Raw genomic sequence first — 19,090 nt, forward strand, 5'->3', positions numbered from 1 at the left:
GCGAGATCCCGAAGAACGCCGGATCGAACTCACCCGCCTCGTACAGGAACCCGCCATGCCGCGCATACGTGGTCCCGTGACTGTCCGGGTCCGGGTTGTAGAGCTTGTCCAGGTCCCAGCCACGGTCCACGGGGAACTCCCCGATCGTGTCCTGCTCGCGGATCACGACGTTCCACAGGTCGTCAGGGGAGCTCACGCCGCCGGGGAAACGGCAGGCCATGCCGACGATCGCGATCGGCTCGTCCGCCACGGGCCGGGCGGCCACCACGGCCTGGGTGACGTGCTCGCCGGCCAGCTCGGCGCGCAGGAAGCCGGCCAGCGCCTGCGGCGACGGGTAGTCGAACAGCAGCGAGCTGGGCAGGTGCAGCCCGGTGGCGGCGTTGAGCCGGTTGCGCAACTCGACGGCGCTGAAGGAGTCGAAGCCGAGCGCCTTGAAGGCGGTGCCGGGGTCCACGGTCGCGGCGTTGGCGTGGCCGAGGACGAGCGCGATGCAGGTGCGTACGAGCTCGAGGATCGCCTGCTCCTGCTCGGCCTCCGGCAGGCCGCGCAGCCGGTCGGCGAGCGACCGCGTCTCCTCTCCCGAGGCGGACGGCTCCGGAGCCGCGTGCGGGGGCGGGGGCGGCGCGGAGCCGTCCGCCTCGGGAAGCCAGTGGTAGGTGCGCTGGAAGGCGTAGGTGGGCAGCGGGACGCGGCGCGCCCCGGGCAGCACGGCGTCCCAGTCGAGCGTGGCGCCCCTGACCTGCAGCCCGGCCAGCGCCAGCGCGGCGCTGCGGCGTTCCGCCCCGGGGTCGCGCAGCGTGGCGATGAACTGCGTGTACGGGCTGGCGGGCAGGCAGTGCTGCCCCATGGCGGCCAGCACCGACCCTGGCCCCACCTCGACGAACGTGGTGACGCCCGTGTCGGCCAGGGCGCGGATGCCGTCGCAGAACCGTACGGCCTCGCGGACGTGCCACACCCAGTGTCCTGGCGAGCACAGGTCCTCGGCGGACGCGACGGCCCCGGTGAGGTTGGAGACGATCGGGATGGCCGGCTCGCGGTAGGTGAGCGCCTCGGCCACCTGCCTGAACTCCGCCAGCATCGGATCCATCAGCGGGGAGTGGAAGGCGTGGCTGACCCGCAGGCGGTGGGTCTTGCGGCCGCGTCCGCGGAACTCCTCGGCGATCTCCATGACGCGGCTCTCGGAGCCGGAGACCACGGTGGAGTCCGGCCCGTTGATCGCGGCGATGCTGACCGTGGTGTCCAGGAAGGGCAGCACCTCCTCCTCGGTGGCCTGCACGGCGACCATCGCGCCGCCGGCCGGGAGGTTCTGCATCAGCCTGCCGCGCGCCGCGACCAGGGCGCAGGCGTCGGCCAGCGACAACACGCCGGCGACGTGGGCGGCCGAGATCTCGCCGATGGAGTGGCCGATGAGCCGGGCGGGGCGCACTCCCCAGTGCTCGTACAGGCGGGTGAGGGCGACCTCGAAGGCGAAGAGCGCGGGCTGGGCGAAGCCGGTCTGGTCGAGCAGGCCGGCCTCATGAGAGCCCTCGTCGGCGAACATCACGTCGAGGAGCGGCCGGTCGAGCGTGCCGTCGAAGCAGGCGGCGATCTCGTCGAGCGCCCGCGCGAAGACCGGGTGCGCCGCGTACAGCTCGCGGCCCATGCCGGGCCGCTGGCTGCCCTGCCCCGAGTAGAGGAAGGCGATGTCGCCGGTGCTCGGCCGGCCGGTCACGATCTCGGCGGCCGGCTCGCCCTTGGCCAGCCGGTCCAGCACGCCGGCCAGCACGTCGGCCTGCGCTGACGGCTCGTCCACGACGAGCGCCGCCCGCCGGTCGAAGGCCGTACGGGTCGTCGCCAGCGAGTACGCCACGTCGGCGGGAGCGGTGCCCGGCTCGTCGAGCAGGCGGTCGCGCAGCCGGCCCGCCTGGGCACGCAGCGCGGCCTCGCTCTGCCCGGCGAGCGGCACGATCAGCGACCCGGAAAGCGGCCCGGAAAGCGGCCCGGAGAGTGGCTCTGTGCGCGGTCCGGTCACCGAGGTCGGCGGCCCGTCCTGGCGTGCGGCGGAGGCGGTGGGGGCCGCCTGCGGGGGTTCGGCGAGCACCACGTGGCAGTTGGCGCCGCCCATGCCGAAGGAGCTGACGCCGGCCACCAGCGGCGCGTCCTCGCGCGGCCACGCGGACGTCTCGGTGTTGACGCGCAGGTTGAGCTCGTCGAACTCGATCTGCGGGTTGGGCGTCTCGAAGTTCAGCGACGGCGGCAGCGTGCGGTGCCTGATGGCCAGCACCGTCTTCAGCAGGCCGACGATGCCCGCGGCGCCCTCGAGGTGGCCGACGTTGGTCTTGGCGGAGCCGACGACCAGCGGCGTGCCGGAGTCCTTGGCGGTGCCGATGGCCGCGCCGAGCGCGCGGGCCTCGATCGGGTCGCCGACGCGGGTCCCGGTGCCGTGCAGCTCGACGAACTGCACGTCGGCGGCCTCCACGCCGGCCCGCCCGCAGGCCAGCCGGATGACCTCCTCCTGGGCGCGCTGGTCGGGCACGGTGAGCCCGTCGCCGCCCCCGTCGTTGTTGATGGCGCTGCCGGCGATCACGCAGTACACCCGGTCACCGTCGGCGAGCGCGCGGGCCAGCGGCTTCAGCACGACGACGCCGCCGCCCTCGCCGCGGACGTAGCCGTTGGCGCGGGCGTCGAAGGTGAAGCACCTGCCGTCGGGCGACAGGGCGCCGAACCGCAGCGCGGCGAGCGTGCTGTCGGCGGTCAGGTTGAGGTTCACGCCGCCGACGATGGCCAGGCCGGTCTCGCCGTTGCGCAGGCTCTCGCACGCCAGGTGCACGGCGGTCAGCGAGGCCGACTGCGCGGAGTCGACGGTCATGCTGGGCCCGTTGAGCCCCAGCGTGTACGAGATGCGGTTGGCGAGCAGGGCCCGGCTGATGCCGGTGAGGCTGTGCCGGGTCAGCGCCGCGCGCCCGTTGCCCTGGAGCAGCTGGGCGTAGTCGCCGGCCATGGCGCCGATGAAGACGGAGGCGGCGGTGTCGCGCAGGCTCGCCGGGACGATGCCGGCGTCTTCGAGCGCCTCCCAGCTCAGCTCCATGAGCAGCCGCTGCTGCGGGTCGATCATCGCGGCTTCGTTCGGGGAGACGCCGAAGAACTCGGCGTCGAATTCCGCTATCCCGTCGATGAAGCCGCCGCGCAGGGAACTCGTCTCCGGCGCGTCCCACCGCCCGCTGGGCACGTCGGTGATCGCGTCGCGGCCGTCGCGCAGCAACCGCCAGAAGGATTGCGGGTCCGGAGCCTGGGGGAGCCGGCACGAGATTCCGACGATCGCCACCGCGTCGTCGGAAAAACTACGAGAGGAGAGTTCGTAGGACATTGAACCAATCCAAATTCCGACGGAGCGGGAATAGGGCAGGAGAACGCTCTTGCGTGATCAGCTGACGACGTCGTACTTGCCGAATCCGGTGGCCACGGTCACCGGCTCACGAAAGAGGTCGAGCGGAGCTTGGGGGTTGAAGACGCCGGAGTGCGCGTACGCGTCGAGCGTGCCGTCGGGGCGCAGGCCGAGCAGGTCGGGCCGCCCGTCGAGGTCGATGTCCGTGAGCGTCATGATGCGCATGTCCTGCCAGCCGCGGGCGACGGTGTGCCACGTGCCCTCGGCCGTCGTGCCCGGCTTGCCGGCGAACTCGAACAGGTCCATGTCACCGTTGGCGCGGCGGACCAGCAGGTCGGGCGTGCCGTTGCCGGTGAAGTCGGCCATCGCGACGGGGAAGTCGTCGACGTCGACGTCGACGAGCCGCACCGGCTCCTTGTCGTAGGTGTCGTTCCTGACGACGCCCTGGTCGCGGTGCGGGAAGAGGTCGATGTTGCCGGCGTTCTTGCCCCGCCCGAACGTGTCGTCGGTGCCGGTGCCCGTCACGTCGGCGAAGCCGATGGTCTCCCATTCGCGGCCGTCGTCGCGCTTGCTGGACACGCGGAGCGGCTCGGCGAACGGGCCGATCTCGCCGGGCCCGCCGAGGTTGCGCAGCAGGAAGAAACCGAATTCGCCGTTCTCGCCGGGATTGATGTCGTATTCACTGGTGCTGAAAGCGCATATGTCGGCGCGTCCGTCGCCGGACGCGTCCACGGCGCGGACGAAGAAGAAACGCCACCAGCCGAATCCGTCCCCGATCTTCACCGGCGCGCGGAACGTGTCGGTCCCGTCGAACTCACCGCTGTGCGGGTGAACGAAGAGCTCGCCGGTTTCCGTGTCACGTACCAGCAGATCCGGCAGCCCGTCGCCCCGAAAGGACCGGCACTGACCGTTCGCGAAATTCGGCGCCATTGTTTAACGCTCCTCCCCGCCAGGATTTCCCGGTCAAGCGACATCAGTATTTGCGAGGCGGGATAAGGCGGGTAACCCCTAGCAGCCCATTAAATCGGCCGGTCGGCCCCAGTGCGGGAGGCCCCGGGCATGCCGCGGACCCGGCGCGCGGGGTGGCGCGCCGGGTGCCGGGTGAGGCGGCTCAGGCGAGGCGAGAGCGGGAGCGGCTCAGGCGACGCCGGAACGGACGCGGCTCAGGCGTCGCGGGAGCGGAACAGGGCGAACGCCGCGATCAGCAGCACGGCGGTGAAGGCGGCCATCACCCCGAAGCCCGGCCACGGGAGCATGCGCTCGGCGTTCTGCACGGTGGTGGTGATCTGCAGGCCGGCCTGGATGGGCCAGTACGTCTGCACCCAGGCGCCGACCCCGTCGGGCAGCAGCCTGGGACCGATGATCGGGATGATGAAGTTGACCGCGACCAGCACGGTCGTGGCGCTCATGGTGGAGCGCAGCAGGCCGCCCAGCGCCACGCCCGACAGGCCGACCAGCACCCACAGGAGCCCCATGCCGACGACGGCGCGCAGGACGCCCGGCTCGCCGAGGGAGGCGGTGGGGGCGCCGCCGGACCCGAGCACGGCCTGCCCGAGGAAGAACGAGCCGAAGCTGGACACCCAGCCCATCAGCAGGGCGATCAGCGCGAACGTGGCCACCTTGGCGCCCAGCAGCCGGCCGCGCCGCGGCACCACGGTCGTGCTGGTGCGGATCAGGCCGGTGGCGTACTCGTGGGTCACCACGAGCACGCCCAGGGCTCCCACGGTGATCTGGGCGAACAGGAACCCGCCGTACATGCTGATGTAGGTGGGGTCGAACACCGCCCTGGTGGCCTCGGAGGCGGCCTGGTAGTTCTCGCTGGCGCCGTTGGCGGTCAGGGCGCCGGGGAACACCATGAGCGCGACGGCGGTCAGCATGGTGGGGATGTTGGACGGGATCGTCCGGAACTTGGTCCATTCGGAGCGGACGGTGTCCGCGAACGCCATGCTCATGCCGCACTCGCCTGGAACTCGATGCTGTCACGGGTCAGATCCATGTACGCCTGCTCCAGGGAGCGCTGCGGCGTCAGCTCCGTCAGCACCACCTTGGCGTCGAGCGCGGCCTTGCCGACTTCCCTGGCCTCCAGGCCGGTGACGATGAGCGCCCCGTCGGCGCCCGGGAGCACGGTGCCGCCGGCCTCGGTCAGCTTGGCGGCGAGCCGCTCCTGGTCGTCGGCGCGTACGAGCACGTTGGAGCCCTGCCGGATGAACTCGGCGATCCCGATGTCGGCGATCAGCTTGCCCTTGCCGATGACGATGAGGTGGTCGGCGGTCTGCGCCATCTCGCTCATCAGGTGGCTGGAGACGAGGACGGTGCGGCCCTCGGCGGCCAGGCCGCGCATCAGCTCGCGGATCCACTTGATGCCCTCGGGGTCGAGCCCGTTGACGGGTTCGTCGAATAACAGCACCTTCGGATCTCCGAGCAGCGCCACCGCGATGCCGAGCCGCTGCCCCATGCCCAGCGAGAAGCCTCCCGCGCGCTTGCGCGCCACCGACTCCAGCCCGACCACCTGCAGGACCTCGTCGACGCGCTTGGCGGGGATCCCGTTGGTCTGGGCGATGCAGAGCAGGTGGTTGCGTGCCGTGCGCCGGGGGTGCACGGCACGGGCGTCGAGCAGGGCGCCCACCTCGCGCATCGGCCGGGGCAGGCCGACGTAGGCGCGGCCGTTGACCGTCACGCTCCCGGCATGGGGACGGTCGAGGCCGAGGATCGCCCGCATGGTGGTCGATTTGCCCGCCCCGTTGGGTCCGAGAAAACCGGTGACCCGGCCAGGATGGACATTGAATGACAAACCATCCACTGCCGTCTTATTGCCATAACGCTTGGTCAAATCGGTAATTTCGATCATTTTTCCAGTCCCTCCACAGACGGGAGATGGAGCCCGGTTCCCACACCATCAGTCAAGATCTTTGCACTCGACCCGTCTATAGGGTGCCCTTTCCGATAAAGGAACCGCCAGTGCATTAAGCATGGGACGGAACTTCAACCGGGTCTCCTCAAGCTCCGCGTCCGGGTCGGAACCCGCCACGATCCCGCATCCCGCGTACAACGTGGCCGTCCCCTCCTCCAGGTGGGCCGAGCGGATGGCCACCGCGAAGTCGCCCTCCTGGTCGTCGTTCATCCACCCGACAGGGCCGGCGTACCAGCCGCGGTCGAAGGGCTCGGCCTCGCCCAGCCACTCGAGCGCCGCGCGCCGCGGCTGCCCGCCGACGGCGGGCGTCGGATGCAGCCGCTCGACGAGATCGAGCACGCTGGCCGACTCGGGGTCGGCGACCTCGCCGACGATGCGGGTGTGCAGGTGCCGCAGGTTAGGCAGGTCGAGCACGTGCGGCTCGTCCGGCACCGTGACGGTGCCGCAGACCTGCTCGAACGCGCGCCGCAACGTCGCGGTGACGATCCTCTGCTCGCGCCGGGACTTGTCGTCCTCCAGCAGGGCGGCGCGCAGGCACGCGTCCTCGGCCGGGGTCGCGCCGCGCGGCATGGACGCCGCCAGGCTCATCGACTCGGCCCGCCCGCCGCGCAGGCTGACCAGCCGCTCCGGCGTGGCGCCGACGAAGGCCTGCCCGTACGCCGCCACGGCGAACGCGGTGCTGCCCGGCTGCGTGTCGAGCAACGTCCCCATGACGGAGGGCAGGTCGTAGCCGCAGGGCGAGGTGACCCGCAACTGCCGGGCCAGCACCGCCTTGTCGAACCTGCCGCGCCGGATCTGCTCGACGGTGTGCGCGACCAGCGCCTTCCACTCCGACGCCGACGGGACCTCGATCATGTTCGTGCCCGCGAGCTGCGGGCTGGGGCATGGCCGCACCCCGGCGGAGGCGAGCAGGGCGGCGGCGTCCGCGGCCGTCCGCGCGGGACCGTCGGCCGTGGTGCCGCGCGGGTCGACGCACACGCTGAGCGCGAGCGTGGCCCTGCCGTCCCGGTCCTGCGTGATCAGCACGCGCGGCACCCACATCAGGGCCTCCGGCAACGAGCCGGGACGCGGCGCGAAGGCGAAGCCGCCGACCAGCGCCGGAACGCCACGCGCTCCGGGACCGTCGGCCACCGCTGTTCTGGCCGCCTTCTCCCAGCCGCGCCGGATGCCGGCGAACCTGTCGCGGCCGAAGTGCGTGAAGTCCGTGGCGCTGCCCATGGCGATGACGCTGGTCTCGGGCGACACCCAGACGAAGGTGCGCGTGGACCGCTCGAACAGCGGTCTGAGCAGCCCGGCCGGGTCGAAGGGGCCGATGTCCTGGCGCCAGATCGCCAGGGCGGGGCACGCGTTGTTGCGCGCCTCGATGGTCGCTTTGGCGTGCACTTCCCGGAATCCCTGCAGGTCGATGTCTGCGACGTGCATCGGCGATCGTCCTCTGCGTGCGTGGGGTCAGTGGAACATGCCGGCGAGCGTCTTCTTGCTGACCTTGCCGAGCGGGGTGAGCGGAAGTCGGGGGACGATCTCCAGGCGGTCGGGGAACTTGAAGGCCGCGACACCGCGGTCGCGCAGGAAGGCGGCGAGCTCGGCCAGCGTCGGCGCCGTGCCGCGGGGCACCACGCAGGCGCAGGTCCGCTCGCCGAGCACCTCGTCAGGCAGGCCGACCAGGGCGACCTCCCTGACACCGGGATGGGCGAGCAGGTGGTTCTCCACCTCCTCGGCCGCGATCTTCTCCGCTCCCCTGTTGATCTGGTCCTTGACGCGACCTTCGAAGATCACATGACCGGTCGGCAGCAGCCGTACCAGGTCTCCGGTCCGGTAGAAGCCGTCGGCGGTGAACGTCCTGGCGTTGTGCTCGGGCGCCCGGTAGTACCCCCGCACCGTGTACGGGCCGCGCGCCAGGAGCCGGCCCACCTCGCCGGGAGCGACGTCGTTGTCGTCCTCGTCCACGACCCGGACCTCGTCCGCCGGGGAGACGGGCAGCCCCTGGCTGACGAGGACCACGTCCTGCGGGTCGTCCCACCGGTGGAACCCGCACAACCCCTCGGCCATGCCGAAGGCCTGCTGGAGCCGGCAGCCCAGGGCGGGCTCCACCTTGCGAGCCATCTCGGGCTGGAGCTTCGTCCCGCCGATCGTGACCCGCCGCAGGCTGGACAGGTCGTACTCGTCCCACTCTGCCGCCTCCATCCACAGCAGCGCCGCGCCAGGGATCAGCCCGGTCTCGGTCACTCTTTCCCGTTCGATGAGCGGGAAAGCCTCGTCCGGGCTGGGACCCGGGGCCAGCACGAGCGTGCCGGCCGCGTGGAAGGTGGCCAGCAGCCCGTGGGTCAGCGGCCAGTTGTGGCTCAGCGGCAGGCTGACCAGGTGAACGGTCTCCTCGCCGTAGTCGCACGCCTCGGCCACCGCGCGCCCGCTGTACGACCATTCCTGGTGGGCGCGGGGCACCAGCTTGGGAACGCCGGTCGTCCCGCCCGACAGCAGGAAGAGCGCCACGCCGGCGGGGTCGGGCCTGGGCAGGTCGACCGGGTCGCCGTCCAGGGGAAGCGCGGCGAACTCCCCCGGATCTCCCGCGACGAGCACGTGCTTGAGCGTGGGCACCCGCGCCGTCACCTCGGCGGCCAGCTCCCGGTAGTCGAACCCGACGTGCACGTCGGGAATGACGTACGCCACCGCGTCGGTGAACTCGCAGAAGTACGTGATCTCGCTGCTGCGGTGGGCCGGCAGCGCCAGGACCGGCTGGGCGCCGATCCTGAACAGCGCGAACATCAGCGCGACCAGCTCCGGAATGTTCGGCAGCTGCACGACGACGCGGTCGCCGGCGCCGATGCCGATCCGGCGCAGGCCGGCCGCCATCCGGTCGGTCCTGGCGTCCAGCTCGGCGTAGCTCCACCGCTCCCCGCCCGCCACGAGGGCGGTCTTGCCGGGGTGCGAGCGGGCCAGCCCGCGCAGGAGCTCGCCCAGCGTCTCGTCGCGCCAGTAGCCGGCCGAACGGTACCGCTCGGCGAACTCCTCAGGCCAGGGGGTGCATCCATCCAGCACGGGTCCGTCCTTTCCTCGGCGGGGGCCTTGCGGGCCCGACCGCGATCTCAGCCGGGATGGCTCAGCTCATGGCCTCGGCGAGCAGGTGCTCGGCCAGCTCGGCGGGGGTCGGGTAGTCGTAGATCGCGTCGGCCGCCACCTCGATGCCGGTCAGCTCGACGAGCCGGTTGCGCAGCTCCACCGCGGCCATCGAGGAGAAGCCGAGCTCGAAGAACTCCGCGTCCTGCTCGACCGCGTCGGGCAGCGGCAGTTGCAGGATCGCCGCCGCCTCGCCGCGCACCACGCCGAGCACGATGTCCCGGTGCTCCTCGGCCGGGCTGCCGGACAACAACCGGCGGAAGGCCGCCGCGTCGTCGACGGCATCGCCGGAGTCGTCACTCTCCCCGGCTGCCTGCGGGATCTCCTCCAGCAGCCGGACCTGGCCGGACGCGTTGAGCGCGCCCCAGTCGGGGTCGGCGAGCACGAGCGTCCTGTCGCCCTGGTGCAGCGCGTGGCGGACGGCCGACACGGCGTCCCCGGGTTCCTTCAGCCCGGCGGCCACGGCCAGCGCGGGCTGTCCCGCGGCCAGCCGCTCGTCCGCCAGCGCGGCGAAGAACTCGTACGCCTCAGCGCCGTCCCCGCCCCAGGCGGCCCGCGCGGGGGCCAGCATGACGAAGACCTCCACGCCGGCGGCTCTGGCCGGCTCGTCCAGCACGCGAGCCGCCTCCGCCGACGTACACACGACCGCCGACACCCCTGCGGCCCGCGCATGCCCGTTCGCCCCGGACCCTCCGGCCGCGTGCCCGTTCAGCCCGGCGGCCGGGGTCAGGACGCCCATGGCCGCGGCGAGGCCGGTCCGGACGGTCACGCCCGGCTCGCCTTCGAGACCTGCGGCCGGTTCGGTGAGGACGACCCGTTCCGCGCCGTTGCGGACGGCCCATCTGGCCAGTTCCGTGGCGGTCTCGTCGAGGTGGCCCGCCAGCAGGACCGTGCCGCCGGGCCGCCAGTCGCGACCGAGCGGCGTGCCGCGCGGCGGCGCGGGCCGCAGCCTGCGGGCGAAGACCCCGCCGGAGCGTACGGCCACCTCGGACTCACCCGTCAGCCCGGACAGGACCCCGCACAAGCGGCGGATGACCTGGTCGTCGAGCCTGGCCGGCAGATCGATCAGCCCGCCGCGCCGCAGCAGCCCCTCGCCGGCCGCGCTCCGGAGGGCACCCCAGTCCGCGGCCGTCTCGGGTCCGGCCACGCGGTCGGACGGCACCACCTGGATCGCGCCGCGGGTGAGGAACCAGACCGGCGCCGAACCCTCGGGGACCGCCGGAGCCCGCACGCCGTCCGGCAGCAGGCACACGATGCCCGCCACGCCACCGCCAGAGGTACCAGGCAGCACGACCGTGTCCGCCGCGCCTCCGTTGGAAGAGCCGGGCATCTCGGGCAGCATTACCGTGTCCGCCCCGTGGGCGGCGAGTCCCGCAGCCAGCGCCTCCGCCGGTGCGGCGTCGTCCCCCACCACCAGCCAGGTTCCGGAGAGCGCGGGGGCGGGCAGGTCGGTGAGGGGGCGCCAGCCGAGCTGGTAACGCACGTCCCCGTGGCCCGCGCCGTCCTGGCCGCGCAGCCGGGCCAGCGCGGGCAGCAGGTCGGCGACCGTGGCGCCGCTCTCCAGGCCGAGCACCGCGAGCAGGCCGTCCAGGTCGTCGCGGCCGACGGCGTCCCAGAGCCCCTGGTCGGGCCGTACGTCCTCCTCCTGACGAGGAGGGTCGGGCCAGTACCGCTGGCGCTGGAAGGGGTAGGTGGGCAGCGGCACGGCCCGCCCCGAGCCGATCACGGCGGCCCAGTCGACGCCGACCCCGTGCGTGTACGCCTGGGCCAGGGCCTCGATCAGCGTGCCGGTCTCGGCCCGGTCGCGGCGCAGCGCCGGAGCGACGACCCCGGTCCAGCCGTCCAGGCAGTCCTTCACCATGGCGGACAACACCGCGTCGGGGCCGAGCTCGACGAAGGTGGACACGCCCTGGTCGCGCAGGGTCCGTACGCCGTCGCAGAAGCGCACGGCCTGGCGCAGGTGGCGGGCCCAGTACTCGGGCGAGGTCAGCTCCTCGACGGTGGCGAGCTCGCCGGTGACGTTGGAGACGACGGGGATCTCCGGCGGCTGGAAGGCCAGCCCGCTGGCGACGTTCACGAACTCCTCGATCGCCGGCTCCATCAGCGGCGAGTGGAACGCGTGGCTGACGGTCAGCCGCCTGGTCTTGCAGCCGCGCGAGGCCAGCTGCTCGGCCAGCTCCAGCACGCTCGCCTCGTCGCCGGACAGGACCAGCGACGAGGGGCCGTTGACGGAGGCGATGCCGACGTGCTCCTCGTGCCCGGCCAGCAGCGGCAGCACGTCCTCCTCGGTCGCGCCGCGCACCGAGACCATGGCGCCGCCGGGCGGCAGCGCCTGCATGAGGCCGCCTCTGGCGGCCACGAGCGTGACCGCGTCGTCCAGCGACAACACGCCGGCGACGTGCGCGGCGGCGATCTCGCCGATCGAGTGCCCGGCCAGGAAGTCGGGGCGCACGCCCCACGCCTCCAGGCAGCGGAACAGGGCGACCTCGACGGCGAACAGCGCGGCCTGGGTGTACCGGGTCTGGGCGAGCAGGTCGGCGTCGCCGGTGATGACCTCGCGCAGGGGCCGGTCGAGGTGCCGGTCGAACCGGGCGCAGACCTCGTCGAAGGCTTCGGCGTACTCGGGGTAGGCCGCGTACAGCTCCTCTCCCATGCCCGGCCGCTGGCTGCCCTGACCGGTGAAGAGGTACGCCGTCCGCCCCCGCGCGGCCGAGCCGGTGATCACGTTGTCGGCGGGGGTGCCGGCGAGCGCGGACTCCAGCCCTGCGGCGAGCTCGTCGCGGGTGGCGCCCAGGACGACCGTCCGCCGCTTGAACGAGGCCCGCGTCGTGGCCAGCGACCAGGCGACGTCCGTGGCCCGCCGGTCGGCGCCCGGGTGGTCGCGGAGCCTGCGGGCCTGCGCCTTCAGCGCCTCCGCGCTCTTGGCCGACAACACCCACGGGATGACCGGGCGCGGGGTCTCCCCGGGCTCGGCGGGTTCGTCCTGCTCCGGGGCCTGCTCGATGATGACGTGGGCGTTGGTGCCGCTGATGCCGAACGAGGAGACGCCCGCGCGGCGCGGCCTGCCCGTCTCCGGCCACGGGATGGCCTCGGTGAGCACCTTGACCGCGCCCGCGTCCCACGCGACGTGGGTGGTGGGCTCGTCCACGTGCAGCGTCCGCGGCAGCACGCCGTGCCGCATGGCCATCACCATCTTGATGATGCCCGCGACGCCGGCGGCGGCCTGGGTGTGGCCGAGGTTCGACTTCACCGAGCCGAGCCAGAGCGGCCGGTCCTCCGGCCGGTGCTGGCCGTACGTCGCGACGACGGCCTGCGCCTCGATCGGGTCGCCCAGCGTGGTGCCGGTGCCGTGGCCCTCGACGGCGTCGACGTCGGCCGTGGTCAGCCGCGCGTCGGCCAGCGCCTCCTCGATGAGCCGCTGCTGCGAGGGGCCGTTGGGCGCGGTCAGGCCGTAGCTGGCGCCGTCCTGGTTGATCGCGGTGCCGCGCACCACGGCCAGGATCGGGTGGCCGTTGCGCCTGGCGTCGGAGAGCCGCTCGACCAGCAGCAGGCCCACGCCCTCCGCCCAGCCGGTGCCGTCGGCGCCCGTGGCGAACGACTTGCAGCGGCCGTCGGGGGCGAGGCCGCGCTGGCGGCTGAAGTCGACGAACACGCTGGGCGTGGAGAGCACGGTGACGCCGCCGGCCAGGGCGAGCGAGCACTCGCCGCGCCGCAGCGCCTGGATCGCCATGTGCAGGGCCACCAGCGACGAGGAGCAGGCCGTGTCGATGGTGACCGACGGGCCCTCGAAGCCGAAGGTGTACGACACGCGGCCGGAGGCGACGCCCGCCGAGATGCCGGTGCCGACCAGGCCCTCCAGGTCGCTCGTCGGGTTCTGCAGGTGGAAGCCGTAGTCGTGGTACATCAGGCCGACGTACACGCCGGTCCGGCTGCCGCGCAGCGTGCCCGGGTCGATGCCGGCGTTCTCCATCGCCTCCCACGAGCCCTCGAGCAGCAGGCGCTGCTGGGGATCCATGGCCACGGCCTCGCGCGGCGAGATGCTGAAGAACGCCGGGTCGAACGTGGTGGCGTCGTAGACGAAGCCGCCCTCGCGGGTGTACGTGGTGCCCGGGTGCTCCGGGTCCGGGTGGTAGAGCTCGTCCAGGTTCCAGTTGCGGTCGGCGGGGAACATCGACATCGCGTCGCCGCCCTCGGCCACCAGGTTCCACAGCCCGTCAGGGTCGGTGACGCCGCCGGGCAGCCGGCAGCTCATGCCGACGATGACGATCGGCTCCTCCTCGCCGGACTGCGTCCTGGCCGAGACGGCCGACCGTGGCCCGTCGAGCAGCCGGGTCCGCAGATATTCGACGAGGCCGGCGGGCGTCGGGTAGTCGAAGACGAGGGTGGCGGGCAGCCGCAGGCCGGTGGCCGCGTTCATGCGGTTGCGGAACTCGACGGCGGTCAGCGAGTCGAACCCGGCCTCGTTGAACGGGCGGTCCTGCTCGACGGCGGCGGGGTCCCGGTAGCCGAGCACGGTCGCCACCTGGCCGAGCACGAGGTCGAGCAGCACCCTGGCGTGCTCGGACTCCGGCATGCGGGCCAGGCGCTCGCGCAGCTCCGACGCGGCGGCCGGGTCGTTGCCCACCACCCGCCGCTTCGACGTGGGGACCAGCTCCTGCAGGATCGTGGGGAGCGCCCCGAACTGGGCCGCCATCCGCAGCGCGGCGAACTCCAGCCGGATCGGCACCAGCGCCGCCCGGTCCGCGACGCAGGCGGCGTCCAGCAGCGCGAGCCCGTCGGCGGTGGACAGCGGCGCGACCCCGGTGCGGGCCAGCCGCGCCCTGTCGGTCTCGCTGAGCGTTCCGGTGAGCCCGCTGTCCTGCTCCCACAGGCCCCATGCCAGCGACAGCGCGGGCAGGCCGAGCTTTCTGCGCCGCTCGGCGAGCGCGTCGACGAACGCGTTGGCGGCCGCGTAGTTGCCCTGGCCGGGCCCGCCGAAGACGCCGGCCGCCGAGGAGAAGAGCACGAACGCGGTCAGCGGCAGGTCCTCGGTCAGCTCGTGCAGGTTCAGCACGGCGTCGGCCTTGGCCCGCAGCACGGTGTCGATCCGCTCGGGCGTCAGCGCGGCGAGGACGCCGTCGTCCAGGGCGCCCGCCGTGTGCACGACACCGGTGAGCGGATGCCCGGCGGGGACGGCCGCCAGCACGTCGGCCAGGGCCTGCCGGTCGGCGGCGTCGCAGGCGGTGACGGTCACGTCGGCGCCGAGCGCGGTCAGCTCGGACATCAGCTCGGCCGCGCCCGCGGCGGCGGGGCCGCGGCGGCTGATCAGCAGCAGGTGGCGGATCCCGTGCTCGGTCACCAGGTGGCGGGCGACGATCCCGCCGAGGGTGCCGGTGCCGCCGGTGATCAGCACGGTTCCGTCCGGATCCCACGAGGCGGCGGCCGGTCGCGTTTCCGCGGGCGCCTCAGAACCCGCCCCCGCTTGCGCGGGTGCGGCGGCGCCCGGTCGCGCTTGCGGGGATACGGCGGTGCGCCGGCGGGACAGTCGCGGCACCAGGGCCTCGCCCTCGGCGAGCGCGATCTGGGGTTCACCGGACGCGACCGCGGCAGGGAGCGCCTGCCACGACTCGTCCGTGCCGTCGAGGTCGAGCAGGACGAAACGGCCCGGGTTCTCCGACTGCGCCGAACGGATCAGCCCCCACACCGCGGCGGCCGGCAGGTCGCCGCCCTGAGCCATCGTGCCCTGGGTGACGATGACGAGGGGCACGTCGGCGTACCGTTCTTCGGCGAGCCAGGACTGGGCGGCGGCCAGCACCTCGCTGGTCGCGCTGCGTGCTCCCGTCGCCGGATCGCCCGCCGGGTCGGGGGAGCACACCCAGAACGCCAGGTGCGGCGTGGCGCCGTCCGGGTCGAGCACGTCGACCTGCGCTCCTGCCGCCTCCAGCGCGGCCTTCAGCCGGCTGCCGTCGCCGCCGGCGATCGCGTAGCGTGCGCCGTCAAGCCCGGCGTCCGGCCCAGAAACCGGCCCAGAAACCGGCCCAGCGGGCACCCAGTCGAGGGCGAACAGGGCGTCGCGCAGCGGGTCGGTGGCGGCCTTGAGGTCGGCGGCGGCCATCGCGCGGACGACCAGCGAGTCCACGGAGGCGACGGGCGCGCCGGTGGCGTCGGCGACCTCGATCCGCACCGCGTTCGCACCCTCGGGCGCGAGCCGGACCCGCAGCGTGGCGGCGCCGGTCGCGGCCAGGCGCACGCCGGTCCAGGCGAACGGCAGCACGGGGCCGCCGGTGGCCTGGGCGGGGAAGAAGTCGCCCACGGCGAGCGGCTGCAGTGCCGCGTCGAGCAGCGCGGGGTGCAGCCCGAACCCGCCGGTCTCGGTGCCTTCCGGCAGGGCGACCTCGGCGAACAGCTCCCGGTCGCGCCGCCACACGGCTTGCACGCCGCGGAAGGCGGGGCCGTAGTCGACGCCGATGCCCGACAGCAGCTCGTACACGCCGTCGGCGCCGACGGCGGTAGCTCCGGCGGGCGGCCACGACGCCTCGGCGAAGGCGGCCGTCCCGGTGTCCTTGGCGAGGAAGCCGGTGGCGTGCCGGGTCCACGGCTCGTCGTCGAGCCGCGAGTGGATGGTCAGCGCGCGCCGCCCGTCCTCGTCGGGCGCGCCGACGGCCACCTGCACCTGGACGCCGCCGCGTTCGGGCAGGACCAGCGGGGCCTGCAGGGTCAGCTCCTCCAGCAGGTCGCAGCCGGCCTCGTCGCCGGCCCTGACGGCCAGTTCCACGAAGGCGGTGCCGGGCAGCAGCACCTGCCCGCTGACCATGTGGTCGGCCAGCCACGGGTGGGTCTTCAGTGACAGCCGGCCGGTGAGCAGCACGCCTTCGCCGTCGGCCAGCGACACGGTGGCCGCCAGCAGGGGGTGCCCGGCCTGGCCCATGCCGAGCTGGGTGAGGTCGGCGTTCGACTGGATGTTCTTCGGCCAGTACGGCTCCCGCTCGAAGGCGTAGGTGGGCAGGTCGACCCGGCGGGGACGCGCGGGGGCGTAGGCCTGGGCCCAGTCGACGTCCACGCCGCGCACCCACAACTCGGCCGCGCTGGACCACAACCGGCGCAGGCCGCCGTCGTCGCGGCGCAGCGTGCCGACGGACACCGCCTCGCCGCCCGACTCCTCCAGCGTCTCGCGCGTGCCGATCTGCAGCACGGGGTGCGCGCTGGCCTCCACGAAGAACCGGTGGCCGGCCTCCGCCAGGACGTTCACCGCCGGAGCGAACCACACGGTCTGCCGCAGGTTCTCATACCAGTAGGCGGCGTCGACCTCGGTTCCGGACAACCATTCCTGCCGCACCGTGGAGTACCACGCCACGTCGGCCTCACGGGGCGTCACCGGGGCGAGCAGCCGGGCCAGTTCGTCCTCGATGGCCGCCACATGCGCCGAATGCGAGGCGTAGTCCACATCGATCCGCTTGGCCCGCACCCCCTGCGCCTCGCAATGCGCCAGCAACTCGTCGATGGCGTCCACATCGCCTGACACCACCGTCGAAGCGGGACCGTTCACCGCCGCCACCGACAGGCGGCCGTCCCAGTGCGTCAGCAGCTCGCCCACCTCACCCGAGCCGAGCGGCACCGACGCCATACCGCCACGGCCGGCCAGCGCCACGATCGCCTGGCTGCGCAACGCCACCACCCGCGCGCCGTCCTCCAGCGACAACGCCCCCGCGACCACCGCCGCCGCGATCTCCCCCTGCGAGTGACCGACCACCGCCGCCGGGACCACACCGAGGGAGCGCCACACCTCCGCAAGCGACACCATCACCGCCCAGAGCACCGGCTGCACCACATCCACCCGGTCATAACCCGGCTGGCCGTCCTCACCCCGCAACACACCCGTCAACGACCAGTCCACGAACGCAGCCAGCGCCGCCTCACACTCAGCCATCCGCGCCCCGAACACCGGCGAAGCGTCCAGCAACTCCACCCCCATCCCCAACCACTGCGACCCCTGACCAGGGAACACGAACACCGGCTTACCGCCACCACCGGCGACGCCCTGCACCACGTCGGGCACCGGCGCGCCCTCGGCCAGGCCGTCCAGACCGGACAACAGCTCGTCCCGGCCGGCGCCCACCACGACCGCGCGGTGGTCGAAGGCCGTCCGGCCCGTCAGCAGCGACCAGCCGACGTCGGCCGGGCTCTCGCCGGGACGGGTACGCGTCCACGCGGACAGCCGCCCGGCCTGCCGCCGCAGGCTCTCCGCGCCGCGCCCCGACAGCAGCCAGGGGATTGCGGGAGGCTCCTGGCGCGGCCCGTCCTCGGCCGGCGGTGCGGCCGGCGCCTCCTCGATGATCACGTGCGCGTTGGTGCCGCTCATGCCGAACGACGACACGCCGGCCCTGCGCGGCTCCGCGCCGGCGGGCCACGGGCGGGCGTCCGTCAGGAGCTCCACCGCGCCCTTCGACCAGTCGATGTGCTCCGACCGCTCCTCCGCGTGCAGGGTCGCGGGCAGCACGCCGTTGCGCAGCGCCATCACCACCTTGATGACGCCCGCGGCGCCGGCGGCGGCCTGCGCGTGGCCGATGTTGGTCTTCACCGACCCGAGCCAGAGCGGGCGGTCCTCCGGCCGGTCCTGGCCGTAGGTGGCGATGATCGCCTGGGCCTCGATCGGGTCGCCGAGCTCGGTGCCCGTGCCGTGCGCCTCCACGGCGTCCACCTGGACGGGGGCGAGCCTGGCGTCGGCCAGGGCGGCGCGGATGACGCGCTGCTGCGACGGGCCGTTCGGGGCCGTGAGCCCGTTGCTGGCGCCGTCCTGGTTGATCGCCGAGCCGCGGATGACGGCCAGCACGGGGTGGCCGTTGCGGCGGGCGTCCGACAGGCGCTCGACCAGGAGGACGCCCGCGCCCTCGGCGAGCGCCATGCCGTCCGCGGCGGCGGAGAACGCCTTGGAGCGGCCGTCCCTGGCCAGCGCGCGCACCCGGCTGAAGCCGATGAACGTGCCGGGCGACGACAGCACGGTCACCGCTCCGGCCAGCGCCAGCGAGCAGTCGCCGTTGCGCAGCGCCCGTACCGCCAGGTGCAGCGCCACCAGCGACGACGAGCAGGCCGTGTCGATCGTGACGGCCGGCCCCTCCAGGCCCAGCGTGTACGAGATGCGGCCCGACACCACGCTCGTGGCGACGCCGGTCATCAGGTAGCCCTGCAGCTCGGGCGGCGCCTGCGTCATCAGCGTGAGGAACTCGGAGCTGTTGGCCCCCACGAACACGCCGGTCCTGCTGCCGTGCAGGGCGGCCGGGTCGATCCCGGCCCGCTCGATCGCCTCCCACGACGTCTCCAGCAGCAGCCGCTGCTGCGGGTCCATCGCCTGCGCCTCGCGCGGGGAGATGCCGAAGAACGCCGGGTCGAACGCCGTGACGTCCTTGACGAAGCCGCCCTCGCGGACGTACGAGGTGCCGAACGCGTCGGGGTCGGGGTTGTACATCGACTCCAGGTCCCAGCCGCGGTCGTCGGGAAGCCCGGAGATGGCGTCGGCCCGGCCGGACACGATCCGCCACAGGTCCTCGGGGCTCTCGATCTCCCCGGGGTAGCGGCATCCGATGCCGACGATGGCGATCGGCTCGTGGTCCTTGTCCTCGGCCGCCTGCAGCCGCTTCTTGCTGTCGTGGAGCTCGGTCGTCACCCGCTTGAGATATTCGACGAGCTGTTCCTCTGTCGCCATGGTGTTGCCTTCCTAGCCGTCG

At 73.2% G+C, this 19,090-nt stretch carries 7 protein-coding genes; all 7 read right to left on the reverse strand.

Going from position 1 to position 19,090, the window contains the following annotated elements:
• Positions 1-3,346: beta-ketoacyl synthase N-terminal-like domain-containing protein (locus tag ABGB01_RS42440; protein WP_347779687.1), on the reverse strand; the 3,346-nt coding region annotated here is incomplete at its 3' end.
• 57 nt (positions 3,347-3,403) lie between these two features.
• Complete coding sequence (locus ABGB01_RS42445) at positions 3,404-4,294, reverse strand: VCBS repeat-containing protein (RefSeq protein WP_347779688.1); 891 nt, start codon at positions 4,292-4,294, stop codon at positions 3,404-3,406.
• A gap of 233 nt (positions 4,295-4,527) precedes the next feature.
• The gene (locus ABGB01_RS42450) at positions 4,528-5,316 is read right to left on the reverse strand and encodes an ABC transporter permease (RefSeq protein WP_347779689.1); all 789 of its coding nucleotides are present in this window, start codon (positions 5,314-5,316) and stop codon (positions 4,528-4,530) included.
• Positions 5,313-6,212 (reverse strand): ABC transporter ATP-binding protein, encoded by a 900-nt coding sequence (locus tag ABGB01_RS42455; protein ID WP_347779690.1) that lies wholly within the window; start codon positions 6,210-6,212, stop codon positions 5,313-5,315. Before ABGB01_RS42455 ends, ABGB01_RS42450 begins: the two co-directional genes overlap by 4 nt.
• Before the next feature lie 48 nt (positions 6,213-6,260).
• The gene (locus ABGB01_RS42460) at positions 6,261-7,697 is read right to left on the reverse strand and encodes an isochorismate synthase (RefSeq protein ID WP_347779691.1); all 1,437 of its coding nucleotides are present in this window, start codon (positions 7,695-7,697) and stop codon (positions 6,261-6,263) included.
• Between the two features lie 27 nt (positions 7,698-7,724).
• A complete protein-coding gene (locus ABGB01_RS42465; protein WP_347779693.1) occupies positions 7,725-9,311 on the reverse strand; it encodes an AMP-binding protein in 1,587 nt (528 codons plus the stop codon).
• Positions 9,312-9,372: 61 nt separating this feature from the next.
• Positions 9,373-19,068, reverse strand: coding sequence for a type I polyketide synthase (locus ABGB01_RS42470; RefSeq protein ID WP_347779694.1), 9,696 nt, complete (start codon positions 19,066-19,068; stop codon positions 9,373-9,375).
• Positions 19,069-19,090 lie beyond the last annotated feature (22 nt).

This window comes from Nonomuraea sp. B5E05 (assembly GCF_039880665.1).
Lineage (GTDB): Bacteria > Actinomycetota > Actinomycetes > Streptosporangiales > Streptosporangiaceae > Nonomuraea.